The organism is Phyllobacterium sp. CCNWLW183 (genome assembly GCF_037203775.1).
In the GTDB taxonomy this organism is placed as follows: Bacteria; Pseudomonadota; Alphaproteobacteria; order Rhizobiales; family Rhizobiaceae; genus Phyllobacterium; species Phyllobacterium ifriqiyense.
Window position 1 is genome coordinate 65,614 of the sequence record NZ_JBBCBN010000011.1, and the last position, 18,394, is coordinate 84,007.

At 52.8% G+C, this 18,394-nt stretch carries 16 protein-coding genes and 2 pseudogenes; 6 read left to right on the plus strand and 12 right to left on the minus strand.

The window, feature by feature from the left end; genetic code table 11:
- Nucleotides 1-283: 283 nt before the first annotated feature.
- On the minus strand, nucleotides 284-1,177 hold the full coding sequence (locus tag V9K95_RS21910; RefSeq protein ID WP_336442247.1) for an SDR family oxidoreductase: 894 nt from the start codon (nucleotides 1,175-1,177) through the stop codon (nucleotides 284-286).
- Between the two features lie 566 nt (nucleotides 1,178-1,743).
- A complete protein-coding gene (locus V9K95_RS21915) occupies nucleotides 1,744-2,232 on the minus strand; it encodes a DUF4142 domain-containing protein (protein WP_336442248.1) in 489 nt (162 codons plus the stop codon).
- Between the two features lie 1,091 nt (nucleotides 2,233-3,323).
- Between V9K95_RS21915 and V9K95_RS21920 the strand changes: the two genes are divergently transcribed.
- The gene (locus V9K95_RS21920) at nucleotides 3,324-3,653 is read left to right on the plus strand and encodes a hypothetical protein (RefSeq protein WP_336442249.1); all 330 of its coding nucleotides are present in this window, start codon (nucleotides 3,324-3,326) and stop codon (nucleotides 3,651-3,653) included.
- Nucleotides 3,654-3,672: 19 nt separating this feature from the next.
- On the opposite strand, the gene V9K95_RS21925 is transcribed toward V9K95_RS21920, so the two are convergent.
- On the minus strand, nucleotides 3,673-4,914 hold the full coding sequence (locus V9K95_RS21925; RefSeq protein WP_336442250.1) for a DUF763 domain-containing protein: 1,242 nt from the start codon (nucleotides 4,912-4,914) through the stop codon (nucleotides 3,673-3,675).
- A gap of 430 nt (nucleotides 4,915-5,344) precedes the next feature.
- Here V9K95_RS21925 and V9K95_RS21930 point away from each other — a divergent pair, with 430 nt between their 5' ends.
- From V9K95_RS21930 to V9K95_RS21940, 3 genes are all read left to right on the plus strand, one after another.
- Nucleotides 5,345-5,749: a host attachment family protein gene (locus V9K95_RS21930; protein WP_307277748.1), complete on the plus strand. Its 405-nt coding sequence runs from the start codon at nucleotides 5,345-5,347 to the stop codon at nucleotides 5,747-5,749.
- Nucleotides 5,750-5,836: 87 nt separating this feature from the next.
- Nucleotides 5,837-6,808 carry a ketopantoate reductase family protein gene (locus tag V9K95_RS21935; protein WP_336442251.1) on the plus strand — a complete coding sequence of 324 codons (972 nt, stop codon included), beginning with the start codon at nucleotides 5,837-5,839 and terminating at the stop codon, nucleotides 6,806-6,808.
- A 1,037-nt stretch (nucleotides 6,809-7,845) separates the two neighbouring features.
- Nucleotides 7,846-10,059 carry an adenylate/guanylate cyclase domain-containing protein gene (locus V9K95_RS21940; RefSeq protein ID WP_336442252.1) on the plus strand — a complete coding sequence of 738 codons (2,214 nt, stop codon included), beginning with the start codon at nucleotides 7,846-7,848 and terminating at the stop codon, nucleotides 10,057-10,059.
- Nucleotides 10,060-10,080: 21 nt separating this feature from the next.
- On the opposite strand, the gene V9K95_RS21945 is transcribed toward V9K95_RS21940, so the two are convergent.
- The 3 genes and pseudogenes from V9K95_RS21945 to V9K95_RS21955 all read right to left on the minus strand — a co-directional run.
- Complete coding sequence (locus V9K95_RS21945) at nucleotides 10,081-10,605, minus strand: YHS domain-containing (seleno)protein (protein WP_307277754.1); 525 nt, start codon at nucleotides 10,603-10,605, stop codon at nucleotides 10,081-10,083.
- Nucleotides 10,606-10,645: 40 nt separating this feature from the next.
- Nucleotides 10,646-11,212, minus strand: a complete 567-nt coding sequence (locus tag V9K95_RS21950; protein WP_336442285.1) for an ankyrin repeat domain-containing protein — start codon at nucleotides 11,210-11,212, stop codon at nucleotides 10,646-10,648.
- 240 nt (nucleotides 11,213-11,452) lie between these two features.
- Nucleotides 11,453-11,671: pseudogene (locus V9K95_RS21955) on the minus strand (hypothetical protein); the annotation flags it as partial.
- A gap of 207 nt (nucleotides 11,672-11,878) precedes the next feature.
- Between V9K95_RS21955 and V9K95_RS21960 the strand changes: the two are divergent.
- A pseudogene (locus V9K95_RS21960) lies at nucleotides 11,879-12,363 on the plus strand (DUF1062 domain-containing protein); the annotation flags it as partial.
- 629 nt (nucleotides 12,364-12,992) lie between these two features.
- Here V9K95_RS21960 and V9K95_RS21965 read toward each other — a convergent pair.
- The 3 genes from V9K95_RS21965 to V9K95_RS21975 form a co-directional block, all read right to left on the minus strand.
- Nucleotides 12,993-13,175 (minus strand): hypothetical protein, encoded by a 183-nt coding sequence (locus tag V9K95_RS21965; RefSeq protein WP_336442253.1) that lies wholly within the window; start codon nucleotides 13,173-13,175, stop codon nucleotides 12,993-12,995.
- A 565-nt stretch (nucleotides 13,176-13,740) separates the two neighbouring features.
- On the minus strand, nucleotides 13,741-14,007 hold the full coding sequence (locus V9K95_RS21970; RefSeq protein WP_336442254.1) for a hypothetical protein: 267 nt from the start codon (nucleotides 14,005-14,007) through the stop codon (nucleotides 13,741-13,743).
- 28 nt (nucleotides 14,008-14,035) lie between these two features.
- Nucleotides 14,036-14,773: a hypothetical protein gene (locus V9K95_RS21975; protein WP_336442255.1), complete on the minus strand. Its 738-nt coding sequence runs from the start codon at nucleotides 14,771-14,773 to the stop codon at nucleotides 14,036-14,038.
- A 255-nt stretch (nucleotides 14,774-15,028) separates the two neighbouring features.
- Between V9K95_RS21975 and V9K95_RS21980 the strand changes: the two genes are divergently transcribed.
- Entirely contained in the window at nucleotides 15,029-15,823 is a 795-nt protein-coding gene (locus tag V9K95_RS21980; RefSeq protein ID WP_336442256.1) for a hypothetical protein, read from the plus strand.
- Nucleotides 15,824-15,996: 173 nt separating this feature from the next.
- Here the strand turns inward: V9K95_RS21980 and V9K95_RS21985 are convergent, their stop codons facing one another.
- From V9K95_RS21985 to V9K95_RS21995, 3 genes are all read right to left on the minus strand, one after another.
- Nucleotides 15,997-16,857 carry a hypothetical protein gene (locus V9K95_RS21985; RefSeq protein ID WP_336442257.1) on the minus strand — a complete coding sequence of 287 codons (861 nt, stop codon included), beginning with the start codon at nucleotides 16,855-16,857 and terminating at the stop codon, nucleotides 15,997-15,999.
- A gap of 264 nt (nucleotides 16,858-17,121) precedes the next feature.
- Nucleotides 17,122-17,655 (minus strand): OmpA family protein, encoded by a 534-nt coding sequence (locus tag V9K95_RS21990; RefSeq protein WP_336442258.1) that lies wholly within the window; start codon nucleotides 17,653-17,655, stop codon nucleotides 17,122-17,124.
- Between the two features lie 198 nt (nucleotides 17,656-17,853).
- Nucleotides 17,854-18,330: an Hcp family type VI secretion system effector gene (locus V9K95_RS21995; RefSeq protein WP_336442259.1), complete on the minus strand. Its 477-nt coding sequence runs from the start codon at nucleotides 18,328-18,330 to the stop codon at nucleotides 17,854-17,856.
- Nucleotides 18,331-18,394 lie beyond the last annotated feature (64 nt).

Below are 18,394 nucleotides of genomic sequence, written 5' to 3' on the forward strand. Positions count from 1 at the left end.
ATGAGACATCACTCGGTGTGGTTGGAATGACCCAGTGTGCAGGAAGCGGTCAGTCCGCATTCACGACCAAAACATCGATAGCGGCCATTTATCCACCAATCAGAGACAGGGCAAGTTCTGCCAATTGCGTGAGAGCGCTCATTAGCCAGCTATCGAAGGCCGAAACAGGGATGCCAAGCGAGGCCACCGCTTCTCTAACTGGCCAACTTTTCAGGAGATCCTTCGTCAGTGATCGTCGTCCGACTCCGGTCTCATAACCACTTCGATAAGCAGGTCTAGTTGGTCAGGCCACTCCCTTGCCGCCTGTCACGCCATAGACTTCGCCATTGATAAAGCTGGCTTCCTGCGAGGCAAGCAAGACAAAAACTGGTGCCAGTTCGACCGGCTGCCCGGGACGACCGAAGTCACTATCCTTGCCAAAATTCTTCACCTTCTCATCCGGTTGTCCGCCACTTGGCTGCAGCGCCGTCCAGACCGGGCCGGGTGCTACAACGTTGGCGCGAATGCCACGTTCAATCAATTGCTTGGCGAGCGCTTTGGTATAGGCAACGATGCCGGCTTTCGTCGTGGCGTAATCGAGCAGGATCGGCGATGGCTGATAAGCCTGGATCGAAGCGGTTGTTATCACCGACGACCCAACCGGCATATGAGGAACGGCAGCCTGGACGATCCAGTGCAGCGCATAGAGATTGGTCTTCATCGTCTTGTCAAAATCGTCGGTCGACAACTCCTCAATTTTCTCTCGATATTGCTGCCGGCCAGCATTAACGAGGAGAATGTCGAGACCACCGAGCTCAGAAACAGCCCTCTCGACCAATGCTCGGCACCACGATTCTTCCTTGATATCGCCCGGCAGACCGATTGCCTTGCGTCCTTCTTCTTCAACAAGCCGGATCACCTCTTCGGCATCCGCTTCCTCATCTGGAAGGTAGGCGATGGCAACGTCGGCGCCCTCGCGCGCGAAGGCGATGGCCGCAGCGCGGCCGATCCCGGAATCACCACCGGTAATGAGCGCATTCCGTCCCGTCAGCTTTCCCGATCCGCGATAGCTTTGCTCACCGTGATCCGGTGTGGGATTCATCTTACGTGCGAGGCCAGGCGCGGGCTGCGGCTGGTCGGGAAATGGCGGTGTCGGATAGAGACCGCGAGGATCGTTCAGGGAAGACTTTTTGCTCATGATAACACCCCATGTTTTTACGGAATTGCTGGTAGTGACTGTTGGCGAACGTCCGTTTCACCGCTTTGTTCCAGTGACGCTGCTCCTCCAAGCACCGATCTTCGTCTTCCACGGCTTCTTCGCAATTCCTTCTGAACGCGTTATTTTTCTTTTCCGAGGGGTGTTGGATTGATACGAACTCGTTGCCCTGGCCCGGCACTGTCGTGATGGGTGTACCGGGACACGGCACCAGAGACTTCTCAGCCGCGTTACGGCCCTCCTTGCGGTTAAACTGCGGTAAGAAACGCCAGGCGCGATGAGTTGCAGTCGGGCCGTCCGCAGCGCCGCCTGCTCAATCGGCAGCGTCCTGGCGACTTGACGTTGCTGGTGCCCGCGCCTGCCGCGTCAAGTTTCCCACTAGCGATGGCATGGCGTCATGGATCGCGGCGAGCGTGCTCGTGACTCCAGGTCCCTGTTGCTGGCATCCAGTGCAAACTGAAATCCAGTGCTGCTGGATTATTCCATAGGCCAATGACCTCAACAAGATGCCTTCCGCTCCGCCGAAAACCGAAGGCATATGAGGATGATCAGTTCATTGTCTTCACCGCGGTCAAATGTTCCGTAAGCGTAGGCAAGGTTTGAGTAGCGAATTTTTTCAGCTCACCGGCCTCCCCGTTTGCCGCGTAGACGGAGAAAAGAGCAACGGCGGCTTCGTGCGCCTTCAACTGCTCGGATTTGTAGATTTTGTCGAAGCTCGATTTGTCGGCGGCTTTAAGTGCATCCAGCTTTGCTTGATGTTCTGCATCCAATTTCGTCGGAACTTCGACCTTGTCTGCTTTGGCAGCCGGCATCATTTTTTCGCCTGCTTTGGAATGATCCGATATCATATGTTCAGCGAATTTCTTGACAGCAGCATTGTCGGATTGTTTCAGAGCCAGTTCGCTGGATTGAATCTCAAACATATTCGAGACTGTCGCCATCTTGGCGAATTCAGCCGGCTTTGTGATCTCCGCCGCAAATACCGAAGTAGTGAGTAAGAGATTTGCAGCAGCAGTTAAGATGAGCAGATGCTTCATTGTTTCCTCCAGTGTGTGAGAAGAGGAAACTGTCGCCGCCAATGAACGTTCCATTGTAAAACCGGCGCATTTCTGCGCCCGCCAAGCAAGTGGAGCAACGCATGATCTGCCAAGAGCTTCGGTGTCGATAACGCTTTACGAAGGCGAATTAAACCAAAAGGGCTCGCGCGCGCCAATCTGCTAAAGATCCTAAAAAGAGCGCCAAACATGGACCCGTCCTGGATCAATCACGTTTTTCGTTCAGCTGCGATGTTGAGGACTGCCGTCACCCTTATTCACACGGTGGGAATGAAAGCAAACACGTGCCGACTACCTGCTGCGCTTTGTCCGCAGCAGTGTTCAACAGTCAGACTGCGATGGCCAGCACTTCGAAAATCCTGCGCTACATTGCTTTATGCAGTCCTAGCGGAACCCAAAGAATCCGAGAATTGCAAGGATGATCACGATAGCACCGACCCACCATATTATACTGTTCATAACGTTCTCCTAGTCGAAAGTAACATTGTTGCAACGCGCTTCTTCCCGGTGAGTTCCAGCGCTTGTTGTCGAATCGACGAAGCATCGAACTGGCCGCCCCCGACTCTGGCAAATGTAAAGGAACCTCATGCGATTGTTTATCCAACGTTCCGCTTGAAGGCAGAGTCCTTGCTTTCCTTGCCTGTGAGCCAAAAGCGCTCTCGGGCCAATCCACGCCAAGGATTAGCCGGCCCTTCGAAACCATTTCGCGATCGGCGCCCGATGGGCGACGCGGCAGACCTGCCATAGTTCGTAACGATCGGGCTTCCCGAACGCCTTCTCGATTTCCTTTCGCGACCGATAAAATCGGTCTTGGACCGGGAAGTGGCCCTCGCCTCGAACCATCGCCGACGCTGTTCCGCGTCGGGCTCGATCCCGATTAAGGTGAGTAGTGCCAAAGGGCATGTGTGCAAAGTGTAGGAACATGGTACGAAATTTAGCACCTGAAAAGATGCGGACGTCCGGGGCGCAACAACCCTCACCTCATGCGCTGGGTCAATCGGAGGGTACAAATCCCGGTTAGCGCATGCTGTGAAGCAGTGCTATCAGGTTTGAAGCATTCAGGATAAAATAACATGGCGATTTCGGGTGTGCTGCAACTTGCAGCGTCAACATTAGTATTCTTGCTTGCTGCCATCGGAGCAAAACACTGGGCGATATCGCCCACACTTTTGAAGATGGTGCTTACGCTGATTTTATACACCATCGGCAACGTGATCATGCTGCGGCTGGTACGTGACTGTGGCATGGCGTCGGCATTTACTCTATCGGCGCTCCTGCAACTCGTAGCCGTTAATGCGATCGCCATATTCTACTTCAGTGAAAAACTGCCGGCAGCTCAGCTCGCCGGGATATTGCTGGCAATCATTGCCGTCGGGCTTATCACGCTCTCACCGTCAAAATAGGTGGATTCAGGAATAACGATCAGTCTTGCGGTTTCTCCCAACCGAAAACACTGCGGCCGCCCCACTGTGTTGATTGCTCGAATTCCCCGGCAACAATTTCCTTCAGATCAGGTTCGGTCACATACCGTTCCAACTGCCTGGACTGGTTGTCCAGCCGCGCCAGTGCATCCAGTTCTTCGCGCTGACCCAGCTTGCCATTTTTGACAGCGGATTTCAGAACGTTGATGGTTTCATCGTAAACCTTGAGGGGCACGGGAAATGGATGGCGGTCCTTACCGCCATGGGCAAGCGAAAATCGCGCGGGATCGGAAAAACGGCAAGGGGCGCCGTGCATCACCTCGGCAACCATTGCAAGCGCCTTGACGGTACGAGGTCCGACTCCGGGAACGAGAAGCAGATTCTCGAAATCAGCTGGAGCCGCCTCGACTGCCGCAGCGATATTGCCGTAAAGGCGACGCATGATGATGTCACCCTCCCGAACATCATGGTGCTCCGGCATGACAAGATGCGGCAGGAGCATTTGGTCTGAAAGGGTCGGCTTGACTGCAGGCGTCCCCTCGAGAGTTGCCACCTCCTCGACAATCCGGCCAGGATTCAATGTCTTCAAAACCTCGATTTGCTTTACCCGCGAGTCCGATGCGCGACGATCAGCAAGGTTGATAATATTTCCGACTTGCTGACCTTCGATTGCGGCATGAGGAGCATCGACAAAGCTGGTCAGCCCTTCAGACAGCCAGTGATAACGTCTTGCCTGCCGACTATTTCCATTCATTCCCTGCTGGACAACCACCCACTTTCCATCATCAGCAACAATGAAACCGTGGAGATAAAGATCAAATCCGTCCTGCAAGGCGGCACTGTCGACTTTTGCGACCAGTCTGCTTGCCTGTCCCAGAGCTCTTGCGTCAATTCCTACACGCTCTCCAATCGCATTCAGCTCCGAAGGCGTTTTTCGCGAGTGAGAGCCGCGCCCGCCGCAAACATGAATTCCCAATTCATTCGACATTGGGGTAAGGCCACGTTTCAACGCGCCGATCACACTGGTTGTGATACCTGAGGAGTGCCAGTCCATGCCCATCACTGCACCAAAGGACTGAAACCAGAATGGGTGAGAAAGCCGACGTAAAAGTTCATCCCGGCCGTAATGGTGAATGATCGCTTCGCACATAAGTGCTCCGAGCTTAGTCATCCGATCGCCCAGCCAGCGGGGAACCCGTCCTCCGTGCAGCGGTAAATCCGCACTGCCAGCTCGTCTTGCCATCGGTTGTTTTTACCCTTCGTTCAAATGTTCGGCCTACTAAATATTCCAAGACGGAATGTGGTGACACTGGTCCCAAAACACAACTGCGTAGCGGTTGCCTGGATATGAAGCGCCAAAGTCAGCTTGGATTAGTGCCGAAGGCTGGCTGATGGGTTCTGTCCGGGAGGGACATCTTGTCACTCGGCGGATGGTGCCTGCACCCAACTGACAACGTGACCTGACGAAAGAAGGGGTAAACTCATGATCCACAAGCTTAGTAGTTCGCTATAGCATTAATCGAGCTAATGCCTCTCCAAGGAGATTGATCTGTCAGTCCTTACTGCATCGAATATTCCGCTAGGGCGTTACCCTATAGAGGCTAGGCAATTGTGCCAAGGTTTCTAGTTTGCCCTCTTCCAAATAAACGGGGCATAACGTGGAGAATTAAAGCATGCAGATTCCAAAAGGGGCAACTGTTGCAGTTGCGGATGGCGAAAAATTCAACCTTTTTCAGAACATAAGTGATAACACCGAACCGACTCTGAAAGCACTTCCTGACACCGATGTTGATACCGAGAGCAACAACGCAAGCGGAGGACGCAAAAGCAGTTCGGCGAATCCTGACCAAGGTCAGGCTGACGAGGATAATTTCGTGGGAGGAATTGCCGACGTCTTAAACCGACGGGTGCTCAACGGTAAGATTACCGGCTTGGTGGTGATCGCGGCTCCCAAGGCGCTGGGAGAGTTGCGAAAGCACTATCATAAGGAATTGGAAGCAATCTTAGTTGGCGAGATTGCAAAAGATCTGACCGGACATTCGATCCAAGATATCGAGAAATCTATCGCGGCAGCTTAACCGATTTCTGAAACCACTGGAGCTCCTGCTCCAGTGGTTTCGTCCAATATTGAGAGCAGCGCCGGCTTTCGCTAAACCGAGGGATTAATGATGCGAATTATCGTCTTTGGACTGGGAGCAATCGGTGGAGTTGTGGCCGCAAAGCTTGGCCTGGCTGGACATTCGGTTGTTGCAATCGCCAGAGGGACACAACTTCAAGCTGTAAGACGATCCGGCCTTACACTGCTGTCACCGCAGGGGACCGAAACAACGACCTTCCCCGTCTATGCAGATCCAAAGGAAATTATATTTAATAATGACGACATGATATTGCTGGCAATGAAAGGACAGGATACCGCACAAGCGCTGTTTCAGCTCAAGGCTGCCGGTGTGGTCGAGCAGCCGATATTCTGTTTTCAGAACGGCGTAGCCAATGAACGAACTGCGTTGCGGTTTTTCAGGAATGTCTATGGCGTTACTGTCATGCTTCCGGCTGATTTCGAGAGGCCAGGTGAAGTAGCAGCCTATTGCATTCCCAAAATCGGAATCTTCGATATCGGCCGCTACCCGGCGGGCGTCGATGCAGCAGTAGAGCATTTATGTGAGGTTCTGAATTCATGCGGGTTCGTGGCAAATGCAAGAAGTGATGTGATGAACAGCAAGTATCGCAAACTGCTCGCCAACCTGGAAAATATCATCGAAACTGCTTTCAGCGATAAACAGCAACAAGCCGACTTGTATCGAAAAGTCCGCGCCGAAGCAGAAGGCGTTCTGACTGCCGCGGGTATTGACTGGGACAAGTCGGAAGCGGAGGCTCGCAACCAAATGATCATGACGGCCATTCCGGGAAGAGATCGGATAGGGTCGTCCACCCTGCAAAGTGTAGTAAGAGGTACGGGTTCTCTGGAAACAAGCTATCTCAACGGCGAAATCGTACTTCTCGGGCGTCTTCATAACATAGAAACTCCATATAACTCTGCTCTCTGCCACCTCTCTGAAAAGCTTGCTGATGGTCGACTAGCGCCAAAATCGTCAGAAATTACAAGTCTGCTCCAAAATCGTACAGCTAGGCAAGGCTGATGCTCATCGAGCCAAAACGTGTTTTTTGTTCCGCTAAGATCTGACACCAGGCTTGGCATCAGATCTGTGCTGCGGGTCGCCCCTCGCCGTAGTTGCGGTCAGAATGGAAGATTGATGGCACAAGGCCATAGTGATCAGGACGTCGGATGAACGACGCTACCAAAGCGCCGTCCTGGAAGATCTCCACAATCTCACAGGGAAAGCCACTTCAGCCTCCCCGTTGATGTCTGGTCGTGCGTGCAGCGCGTTAATAGTTTAGTTGCCCGATGAGCGGCGTCAAACCCGTGCGATGCCAGTGCCATAGCCATGCCTGTCTGCATTGTCGAAAAGACTGTCCATGAAGGCTCTGAAGGATGGTGCCAGCCAGCCGCAGAACCACCGCTTAATGGAGGAATGGGACACCAACGATCGGGCGACCTATATGGTTGCGAATTTAATGAAGAGAAGTTTTTTATACCCTCCAACGAGGCCGATGCCCGATTGGAAATCGTTGCAGCCAAACCTCAACATGAAAGACCGGTTGTTATCAAGGGGACCTCCGTTAAACGCCGCCTGCCGCCCCCTGTAGCAAAGTCATGATTTCCATCACACTGCTCCAATGACCGCTTGCGATGGCCAGTAGAGTATGACTCCTTCGGAGAGAGTGATCGAATGTCGAACATCAGCGGCCTACGAAATAGTAGCCACCGGCTCCCGCTGGTCGAAACGGATAACATCCCTGGCGCTGAGGCGGAACGGATAATCGGAATGCTCCGACTGGCGTCCAGCCACTAGCTAGCGTCCCAAGTCGAGAAATCCTCCATGCAAATCCGCGCGGCAATACGCTGGACAAGTTCTCACCGATTTGCTGCCAGTAGATTGTTCCGAGAGCATTTAAGGCGCAATTGTTGTGCCACGAGCAGCGTTGCACTCCATGCCTGGACGTTTCAGTGTCTCTTCTAGTCAATTGGATGGCAAATATGCCTTGCACCGTGACAGAGATAGACGCGATGCTGTAGTGTCCGGGTGAAACTAACACGCACCGTGCGGGAGCGGCAATGAAGCGCCGTCTTGCAGCCATATTAATCGCAGACGTCGTTGGCTACAGCCGGTTGAGCCAGATTGACGAAGAAGGCACGCGCGCACGTTTCCAACTCGACATGACAGATATATTCGATCCATCCATCGCTCACCATCGGGGCAGATTGGTGAAGACCTTAGGTGACGGCCTCTTGATTGAGTTTCAAAGCGTGGTTGATGCTTTGCGTTGCGCAGTGGATATCCAGAAGAAGAAGGCCGAACGCAACTCCGGTGCGTTGCCGGAGCAACAGCTGGTGTTCCGCATTGGCATCAATCTTGGGGACATCATTGTTGAAGGCGAGGATATACAGGGCGATGGTGTAAACCTTGCGGACAGGATTCAGGGTTTGGCAGAGCCCGGCGGCATTGCGATCTCCGGTTCTGCTTATGACCAGGTGAAATCAAAACTCGCATTGGGTTACATTTCCTTAGGCGAGCCGATGGTGAAGAACATCGCCGATCCCATTCGAGTCTATCGTGTTGTCGCCGATCCGGCAGCCAGAATCAATGCCAAACCAGTTCCGCCACCGCGCCGTTGGCCGCCCCGCAAAGCCCTTGGCTTGATCGTGTTCGTTTTATTAGTCGCTGCAGGAGTTTGGTGGCAGATAGGCGCAACTTTCCTGCCCGCATCGCCTGGGCGCTTTGCCTATCCTCTGCCAGAAAAGCCGTCGGTAGCAGTGCTACCCTTTATTAATGTGAGTGGTGCGACGGAACATGACCATCTTGCAGCCGGTCTAACCGATGATCTCATTACCGAACTTTCCAAAGTATCCGGCCTTTTTGTAATTGCCCGCCATTCCGTTTTTGCAGTACGAAACAAGGATTCATCGATTCAGGACGTTGCAGCAGAACTGGGCGTGCATTTTGTGCTCGAAGGAACGTTGCAACGAGCCGATACGCGCCTGCGGATCAACGTGAAATTGATAGACGCGCTAACGGGATTATCCCTCTGGGCGGAGCGGTATGACCGGCAATATATGGATTTGTTTGCGGTCCAAGATGACGTAATTGGCAAGATTATCTCAGCGCTTGAGGTCAAGCTCAGCAAGAATGAACGCGAGCAGCTGGCACGTATCCCCACGGATAATCTGGAGGCTTATGATTATTTCTTGAGAGCTGAGCAGGAGGGTTTTTTCTACGGCGACGTTCAGTCCTTTCGTCGAACCTTGGCATACTACCAAAAGGCAATTGATCTTGATCCAGACTTCGCCAGTGCTCATGCGGGTATTGCCCGCGTCGCCGTTGATGTATGGCGTAACGACTATAATTACTTATGGTCAGGAGCTGTTGCGCGCAAAGTAGCCTATGACGCGGCAGGACAAGCCTTGAAGATTGATCCCAACAATGCGCGTGCTCAAACGGTCCTCGCCCTGCTGCAACTGGTAGACGGCCGCGCCGTGGAAGCGAAGGATTCCGCTTACAGAGCAGTCGCGGCCCAACCGAACGACGCGGAGATCGTTGCAAATCTTGCTTTGATCCTGGCGTACTTTGGCGATTCAAAGCAGGCGATCATTGAGATGGACAAGGCATTGCGGCTAGATCCAACACCGCCACCAAACTTGCAGCTGCTGGCTGGCATAGTCTTCTACACCACACGGGAAAATGCACGCGCGATACCACTGATAGAAGCAGCACGATCCGCCCTTCCAAAGGTCGAGCCCGCTCGGGAATATCTGGCAGCGGCCTTTGCCTATGCAAACGAAAAACAGCAAGCTGAGCAAGAAGCAAAGCAATTGCTGGCAATCTTTCCCGATAGCAATTTGACCTACTACACCTATCTATATGATTATTGGCGTGACAGCGATCTACGCTACCACCTGTCAGGCCTCAGGGCAGCTGGCATTCCGCAATGGCCTTTCGATTTTCAAGGGAATCCTGCCGATCAAATCCGTGGAGCAGAACTACGCGAGCTGACGAACAACAAAACCTGGACCGGAAAGCACAGGAACGGGACTGAATTTATCCAATATTTTGACAAGAGTGGAGGCACTGCCTATCGCAGCGCCAATACGAGCATTACGGGCACCGTGGAAATCCGGGATGATCGCCTCTGCGAACAATTTACGGGCTATTTTCTAGATCGCATGGTTTGCGGCTATGTCTACCGCAACACCTCAAAAGAGTGGGAACAAGACAAGCCATTTATTCATGTCACCCCGCGAGCGGTAATGTCGTTCTCGGTTACACCCTGACTGACGGGCGGTCGGTCGTGATTAGTTTGGCGGTGTCTCACGCCAGTTCTTCCCGGTTTTTTCCGAAGCCAGCATGTGTTCAACCTCGGACCAGTGCTTTTTCGAGTCAGCAAGTTTGGCTGGTATTTTTTCAAACCCGTCAGCCGCTCCCGGATCGTAACTGAGATAAAGTTTGCCTTCGATGATGCGCCAAGCTTTGGGGTCAATGTTTGTGGTAACGGTTCCAAATGAGACACCATCAGCGCAATACCCCCCATATTGAGGGGCATATTTGGTTGGCTCGGCGATAAAAAGATCGCGATTTTCCGCACTGGTGAATTGCCAGTTGGCTCCAAGCCATCGATAGGAATATTCCGGCGTTCCCTGCATTGCCTTGTTTTGAGTGAAGTATGCGACGGGATCGTATCCCTTGATCGCCACATCTCCGAAATAGCCAGTATTGATAGGCTCATCTGCGTCAACCGCCGAGGACAATGAAACCAGTGCGCACGCCGCTCCTAGGATCACCGCGGCCCAGACGCCACCTTTGTGTTTGTTACCAATCATAATGAATCCTCCTTTACCGGGCGGCACCTGTCGTGAAAGATCATTTTCGCTTCAGGCACTCGTTATAAAGCGGTTCTCCGACGATGTCGGCCGCTTGGCATACCGCTCCAGCTTTAAGCAGCAAGTCTGCCGCTTCCCAATGCGACCGCCAACCGGCTTGGGTAACCGGCGTATAGCCGTTGCGTTCCTTCGCCTCGATATCGGCCTTGTTGGCCAGCAGGAACGCTACAACCTCCGCGTGTCCTTCTTCAGCCGCGGCGTGCAATGGTGACATATGGTAGAAATTCTTATCGTCATTCACCGGAGCTTTTTTCGACACAAGCAATTTTACGACGTCAAGGTTTCCTGCATATGCCGCAGCATGCAATGCCGTCAGCCCTCCCTTGTTGCGACTTTCAACACTGACACCCTTATCAAGAAGAAACGCAACAATATCTGCGTGTCCTGCGAGCGATGCGATCAGCAGCGCCGGTTCACCCGAGCTATCCAATTCGGTTGGGTTCGTTCCTTGGTCCAGAAGCTGCCTTGCAAGCTTCAAATCCCCGTTCTTGGCCGCGTCGTGCAATGGGCCAGCGACGGTGGACGAAGTACCCATGAGAACCAGCATTATGGGCAAGAAAACATTCACCGCACAATCTCACTTTCGCTGCGGTTCTTCGTTCAAGAGCAAAATACATTATCACAGCGGCATTTCCCCCACAATCAGAGCAATCTAAGATATCTGATTAATGATCCAACTACTTTTGTTTACCTGGACACCATGCCCATCGCCGCCCCCCCGAAACAGAGGTGGTCGCTGTCGCCGGTCGAACCCGTAGGCGGCGGGTCCGACCGGCAAAGACGTGGCTCACATGGGAGGAAGCACGCCATTTTTGCCGACGACCACCCGATGGGCGACCGGGCCGGTCGCAGCCATTTCGGCCGCAATGAAGACGACGGCACCGGGAACAAGATCGTCCTTGGTTGCCTCAGCAATGGTCACGGCAGGTGTTTCGTCCGGAATGGCGATCTTCTTTTCCTTGCCATGACAGGTCACGGTGACGGTCCGACCATCGACGCCTTTGACGGGGAAATTGCTAACAATGTACCCGGCACGGAATTCGTTCTATGCCCCGGCGATTGGCACCTGTTCGCTGACATGCGCTCGCGTCCTATGACGGCGAGGCAGCGGCGCTGCTCGGCACTCGCGTACTCGAATTCCTGGGCCGCGTCTGAACAATGCCTTTTGGTGAGCGGCAATCCCCGTCATCTTTCGTGCGCCTCAGCCCAATGCGGATGCGGGGGCCTGAGAGCCTTCCAATCCAGCGGCAAAATCCGGCTCAACGCCAACGGTCGCAAGCTTGATGCGTGGCTTATCTACAAGTGCCTGACCTGCGAAAAGACATGGAACCGTCCAATCTTTGAGCGGCAGAATGTCCGCGACATCGATCCTGTCGTCCTGGACGCGCTAGAATCCAACGATCCGCAGTGGATCCAGAAGGAAATGTTCAACCTCGAAGCTCTCAGACGCAAGTCACAGCGCGTCGATGAGTTTTCGGAGTTTGATATGAAAAAGCACTTCTCCACGGAGCTGACAAATGGACGAAATTGGAAATAGAACTGGTGGTTCCATTTCCGACTAGCACACGCCTTGACCGCTTGTTGGCATCAGAGTTGAGAATTTCGCGTTCGCGGCTCCAAACGCTTCATAACGGTGGCAAACTTAAGACAAATTCTGATCGCGCCGACGTCATGCGGCGGCGTATTAAAACTGGTATGTAGGTTACCATTGAACTCTCCACCGAGCCCGAACGAGAGCAATTGTGGCGAGCGGAAAATAGTTGATCACTCTGCTCCTCATCTCAAGGGGTTAATTAATAATATCAATGACATAGTCCATAATTACCCTTATGCTTCAAACAGCTGTAGCCGGGTACAGGCTATTTAGTAATGCGACAGTTGGGCCAGTTAGAGTGCGACAATCTCGCCTCTCGACGTACTGGTCAAAGTCAACATTGGGAGCAAGGATTGGACGATGTTCAGCCTGGCAATGATCAGTGGTGTTCGGGGTCGTCATGTCTTGTTTGATCACGATGTCGCAGAAAGTCAACGCACTCGGGTCTGCTCTCGTTGGGACTGGCGTGGTGCCAAGTCAGCGCGCCAAGTTCGTATAAAATCTTGTCTCTTGGAAAAGCGACCGCATGGCGCAGTCGCTTCCCTCGCATCCTGAACTCTCATGGTTCAGGTGGTCGCCACCGCAAGACGCATGGCAGCGGCATCTGAACGAAGCCGAATGCTGTGCCGTTAAAACAGTCTTGAGCAAGTTCAGCGCCGCAAGCGCCTGATCAGGATTTTATGCCGTGACGATCGGCTAAGAGGAAGGGTTAAGCCTTCCTCTCTGTCTCGTCTCACCCTTGATTGGCGTAAAACATGCCGAAATTAACAGCGAGCATGATCACGAGCATGCCTATCGAAGCGAGGACGAAAACCCCGAGCTTTTTTAGTGTGCTCTGTGGCTCTTTCTTTCGGCTAAAAGCCACGACGCCAGCAGCTCCTAGTGAGATGCCTATAATGGCTGGCAGTGACATCATTTTATCAACCTTTCGTCCTTGTATTACCTTCGAAGCAGTCTTTATGATTACTTCCACAAGGGAGGCAAGTGAGATCACCGCAATAATGTCGATCTCCACACTATGTAACGGCCGAACGTTGCAGGCGGCACCGAGCCCCCTATCGGTCGAATCGCGCTTTGCCGGTTGAAAACAAGGCGACGGCCGGGGCTACGAAGGCCGTGTTTGCCCTCCTTATGAAACCGCTCATAACCTTCTGCCAGAAAACCGGTCGTCGCTTTCGGGGTGAGCAGGTCTTCAGAAAGCATGGCATTGCGATAGCACCCGCCCTTGCCATGCTCGACGCGGGGCAACATCCGCTCGCTGTCAAGCCTGCGACCTTCAGCATCGACATCTCCGCAACACGTATGCCGGTGCCACAGTCGATCCACAACCGGCCAGCCAAGTGCACCCGCTGTTCCGGCGATGGAAAGCTCTCCAGTGTGGCTGCGGAAATGGTCTTTCCGGAGCGCGCTTTCCTGATCAGGAACCTATCGTCGGTCCATCCTCGTCACCCGGCCACTCATTGTCGGGTATGTCCCTGAAGCTACCGTCCTTCGCCATTGATCTCGTATTTGGTCAGATAGTTGCCAAGCAACTGTCCGAAATCATCGGATCTCTTCTGGTGTTTACCCTCCTCGATCAGACTCGGAAGGAGTGACACCAGCACCCCGACACCCGCCGCAGCCCAGCCCAAAGCGCCAGCCATGACCGGTCCAATATTCGGAACCTTGCTGATCAGGTTCGGCAAAAAGGCATTGCCGAGCCCCCATACACCCTCAACCGTGACCGCCAGTCCAGCTATGGCACCCACGGCACCGGACGTAATGCTCAGCCGCCGGTTACCGTGTCGCCCTTTCTGATCGACTGTACTTCATCGAAGATGTGCCATAGGCGCCCATCACCACGCCGGCGCCGCCGCCAAGTCCCTTGGCGCCTTCCTCGAACTTCTTCGCAAGATCCGCGCTCTTATCATACAGGGCTGATTTATCCTGAGCAGCCAGGTTCTCGGGGGTGGCATCGTCCAGAAGCGGTCCTATGCTGTCCAGAAGATCGTCTTCGGTCAGAAGGGTCGCGGTCATGACCGAACCGGCAATGATATTGACGAGATCCTTCGCCGTCGGCTTACCGTTGTTACCGATACCCGTGGCAATGGTAATACCCGCCATAAAGAGGCCGCTGACGCCGTGCAGAACACCGCGGTCGTAGGCGCCCTTGGCGCCATTATTCGAGTCGAGATTCTCGAGTTTCCCGGCCCTGTCGAGAGTCTTCGTACCCTGACGGTAGAAATCCCAACTCCCCCTGAAGCCAGCTATAATTTGGTCAGGGGTGGAAACCTTTCCGTACTTGCTAACAAAAAGCTCCGGATTTCCCCTGCTGACTTCCTCGATGTATTTTTTTACCTTTTTCTCATCGAATTCATCGCCGCCATTGATGCCGAACGCCTTCTTCAGATCGTCGAAGTATGCATCTTTGAGAATATTGTCACTACCGACCTTCGCGAAATTCTCATCCAGTTTATCATCGAATTTTCCGGTGAACTCAGGATCCAGCGCGGCGGTGTAAAGAGAGACCTCCATGGTGAATGCGCTGGCGGCGCGCTATCTGAACGACGTGATCGGTAAAGCGCAACGGTGGCGATCTATCGCGAAGCAACCGAAACCGCCATCGATATCGTTGTGAGTCAAACAACACCAATCTTTGATACGGAGTGAGCCTGACATCAACGCGCAAAAATGAGTGGCCTTTCCTGTTGATATATCCCGACTTGTGTTTCATAATTTTGTCGCCTGCCAGACTGATACTTTAATGATCTGACATCCGTAGGAGAGATTATGGGACCTTCCGATTTGGGTATTTCACCTTCTGCTGCCTCCGGCCTGATGCAAGAAGCCTACAGACAGCGCGAGAAATACGAGCAGGAACGCGCAGCAAGCTCGCAATACGCAGCATCGATCGAGAAGAGCCGGACCGGTTGGAACCTGATGGATGCAAGTGAGGACGGCGTGTCCGTCAGCACTCCTGTCGCAAAGCTTGGCATTAGTATCGGCAAGATCACCCTGCCGATACGCAACCGAAAAACCGGAGAAGTGAGGACACTAAGTGGCGGCGGCCTTGGCGGAACGATTGGCGTTACTGTCGGTGTTGGCGTGCTTTCGGTGAAGCTGAAGGGCTTTAAGGTCAAGGGTCTCGCTGAAGCTGCCAAGCGCGTGCCGACGGGCGAAACAATTGGTAACTTGCCATGGGCGCAGGTCATCGACGGTGAAGTTGGTGTGCCGATTTTCAAGGGACCCTACTGGGACGAATCCGAGGGAACTGATCAATTTTCCGGCCCCGTTGGGATAACAACGGGAACTTTGATGACGCCGAGCCGTGAATCCATCGGCATTTTCAATTTTGTCAAGAATCTCTTTGACGACCCAAAGACGCTGATCCCGAAGACGCATAATATGATGGCAATCAGCTTCTATAACTGGAAGGCTGTACCGTTCCTGATGAGTCCAAATCCTGCCCTGACGCAGCCGCTGGCCGCGCGATATATGGAGGCGATTGCCTTCTGTACGAAAGAAGGTAACTCGGCAAATGTTGTCGGCTTGCAGGGTAAGCAGGCTTTCTTTAAGGTTTCATAAGTCTGATAGACTGAGCCCAATGCGTACGAGCATGAGGAGGCACGCATTTCCGGTTCAATGGGCCTTGATTGCTTCCGCCGCAGACTGATTGTGATCTCCCGTGAAAAGTGATTCTTTCTGAAGTATGGCTTGTGAAGCGAAGATCAGGCTGTTGTCCGTGCGAATACCAGCGTCTAGGAGTGTTCGTCGGTAGCAACTACGCCGAGAATCGGCAGAACCAGTCGCGGCATCTCATTTGCCACCGTCCTCACAAACATGTTTTCGATTTTCATAGCCTGTATAGGCGTCATTCGACTCGCGCCATAGGCCTGTCGAATTTCATCAATGCTCAGATAAGCTCGTTGCGCCGTTGTCTGCACGGTTCTGTCCATATACCGGAGTTGACCGATTGGGGTCCGGTATGCGTAGAATGCATGCCAGGCAATCTTTTTGGCCCTTTCCAACTCTACGCACACCATCACGACGCTGCCGTCATATGACACCATACGCGCGACTTCCTGTTCGGATTTTACTACGCGTACAGCTCCAACGCGCGCGCCCATCTTTGTCAGCACGATCTTAATCTGTTCCATAGTGAGTCCGGACAGGTGTCGCACATTAACACCTATGGCTTTCGCCAGATCATCGACTGTTATAAAGAGCTTGCCACCGATCTTACCGCCAATTTGTGTAAGGGCCTTGGCGGATGCTACCCAAGCACAAATCCCCGCACTTGGATTAATGTCCACAATTACCTTAGCCAGCGCTGTCCCTTTGGCGGCTTGAAACATCTGTGCTGCTTTGCCAACTGGGAAAATCGCAGCGACGCGCAGCGCATCTTGACCTAAGCCCGCGGCGGTCCCTTTGGCGACCCCGTCGCCCATCCGCAGAACATCAACGAAACCCGAGCCGAACGTCATTAGTGCTTGGGTGCCCGCCGCGACGATTATGACACCCTGATTGTAGTTTGAACCCTCGACCCATTCGTCTAAAGCGGCAACAGATTGCTTCTGCTGCTCCCCCCACCAGTCCGCGAGTTGTGTAAACTTCCACATACTTCCCCCTATATACAAAAGTATTCGTGATAATATGAGATTTTTATTACTTTATGGTCCGCGAACCATGCCACGTTATTTGAGATGAGTTGGCCAGATTTGTTTGAAAGACCTGTTGCCGGATACAGTTAAACTGCCAGCGAAGCGGGCGCCTTAGATCTCGGGATTTCCAGAGTTAAGCGCAAAGAAACGCCGCTGCATCGCAACAGTTATTTCTTTCAGCAATCAGTCCAAGCAAGTTCTGCTGAAATAACTTACTGCTGTTTACCCTTTCGGCAACACGAGGCGTGTTTCAACGCGGCGATTTTCAGGTGCAAATGGGTCACTTACGCTCGGGTGACGCTTGCCAAATCCTTCTGCTTTCAGGCGCTCAGCTGAAACACCGAGGCCCTCCAGATAAGCCGAAACGGACTGTGCACGACGCATCGACAAAGTATCATTGTAAATGTCGGTGCCGGTTGCATCGGTATGACCTTCAACCTGGAACGAAGCGACTTTAAGGGCCTTATCGTTCATTGCCTTGGCGAATTCATCCAGTGTTTGCTTGGCTTCCCCGGTCAAACGATCAGAGTTAAGCTCGAACGTCACTTTCATGTTCAGCGGTGAAGCGGCTTCATTTACAAGCTGTTTCGCGCACTCTTGCTCAGTACCAACGCAGATCGCGCGAGATTTTCCAAGTTCAGCGGACTTGATGAAATGCTCAACGATAGCTTCTGATTTATATGCAGGATCTGCAAAAGATGGCGCAGCAAAGCTTACCAAAAGTGCCGCCGCCGAAACTGAAAGGAGCAATCGCATAGTTATTCCTCTTCATGGCCCTAAAGTTGTAACCAGTTGTATTTAGAATAAATTAACCAAGGCAATTATTCAAGCAAAGCTTTACGCGTAAAAAAACATTCATATCAACGTCATACTGGCCGCTCTTATTAGGGATTTTGTCGGCCCGCGGAAATCTGAAGCGGCCCAAAGGGCCGCCTCGGTCGTCTGAAATTTGGCTTACGCTGCGCGCGTTGTCGCGAGATCGTAAGAAGCAATCAGCGGCGATTGCGGCATGTGATTGTTGTCATATGGTGTGTACTTCACTTCCATTTTGGTGAAGTTCAAACGCAATGTTTCAACCGGACGATCACCGTTGGAGTCAACCGAATAATTTGCAATCAATGTATTGGTCAGAATGTATTCGATGTAAGTATCGCCAGGATTTCCTGTAGTTACCAAATGAATGACAGCCTTTTTGCCTGTGCGGCCAGCACAGGCTTCTTGAAAAAGCTTCGTTGATGACGAGTCGCTGACCTTGGTCAGTATAACTTCGCTAAGTGTCGGTTCAGATGCTTCGCGGTTGGCTGCGGAACCTGCCGATGTGTTCATCTTACGGCCTACATTCCAGTGGATCGCTTCAATATCCATCCAACGCTTATGCGTTTCATGTGTCGCATCCCCCTGAATTTGGTCAATCTGCAAGTAAATTGGCATTATCTAGCTCCTTTAGTCGGTAGAAATGACGGGTTAAACCCCTCTCCGTGAATTGCCTAAGTAA

Coding starts and splice junctions, on each gene's coding strand:
- V9K95_RS21965 (WP_336442253.1), bottom strand. CDS start 13,175: ATGATGTCACTGCCAGCCATTATAGGCATCTCACTAGGAGCTGCTGGC.
- V9K95_RS21995 (WP_336442259.1), bottom strand. CDS start 18,330: ATGCCAATTTACTTGCAGATTGACCAAATTCAGGGGGATGCGACACAT.
- V9K95_RS21935 (WP_336442251.1), top strand. CDS start 5,837: ATGATGCGAATTATCGTCTTTGGACTGGGAGCAATCGGTGGAGTTGTG.
- V9K95_RS21940 (WP_336442252.1), top strand. CDS start 7,846: ATGAAGCGCCGTCTTGCAGCCATATTAATCGCAGACGTCGTTGGCTAC.
- V9K95_RS21985 (WP_336442257.1), bottom strand. CDS start 16,857: ATGTGGAAGTTTACACAACTCGCGGACTGGTGGGGGGAGCAGCAGAAG.
- V9K95_RS21975 (WP_336442255.1), bottom strand. CDS start 14,773: ATGGAGGTCTCTCTTTACACCGCCGCGCTGGATCCTGAGTTCACCGGA.
- V9K95_RS21950 (WP_336442285.1), bottom strand. CDS start 11,212: ATGCTGGTTCTCATGGGTACTTCGTCCACCGTCGCTGGCCCATTGCAC.
- V9K95_RS21920 (WP_336442249.1), top strand. CDS start 3,324: ATGGCGATTTCGGGTGTGCTGCAACTTGCAGCGTCAACATTAGTATTC.
- V9K95_RS21945 (WP_307277754.1), bottom strand. CDS start 10,605: ATGATTGGTAACAAACACAAAGGTGGCGTCTGGGCCGCGGTGATCCTA.
- V9K95_RS21915 (WP_336442248.1), bottom strand. CDS start 2,232: ATGAAGCATCTGCTCATCTTAACTGCTGCTGCAAATCTCTTACTCACT.
- V9K95_RS21930 (WP_307277748.1), top strand. CDS start 5,345: ATGCAGATTCCAAAAGGGGCAACTGTTGCAGTTGCGGATGGCGAAAAA.
- V9K95_RS21910 (WP_336442247.1), bottom strand. CDS start 1,177: ATGAGCAAAAAGTCTTCCCTGAACGATCCTCGCGGTCTCTATCCGACA.
- V9K95_RS21980 (WP_336442256.1), top strand. CDS start 15,029: ATGGGACCTTCCGATTTGGGTATTTCACCTTCTGCTGCCTCCGGCCTG.
- V9K95_RS21990 (WP_336442258.1), bottom strand. CDS start 17,655: ATGCGATTGCTCCTTTCAGTTTCGGCGGCGGCACTTTTGGTAAGCTTT.
- V9K95_RS21925 (WP_336442250.1), bottom strand. CDS start 4,914: ATGGCAAGACGAGCTGGCAGTGCGGATTTACCGCTGCACGGAGGACGG.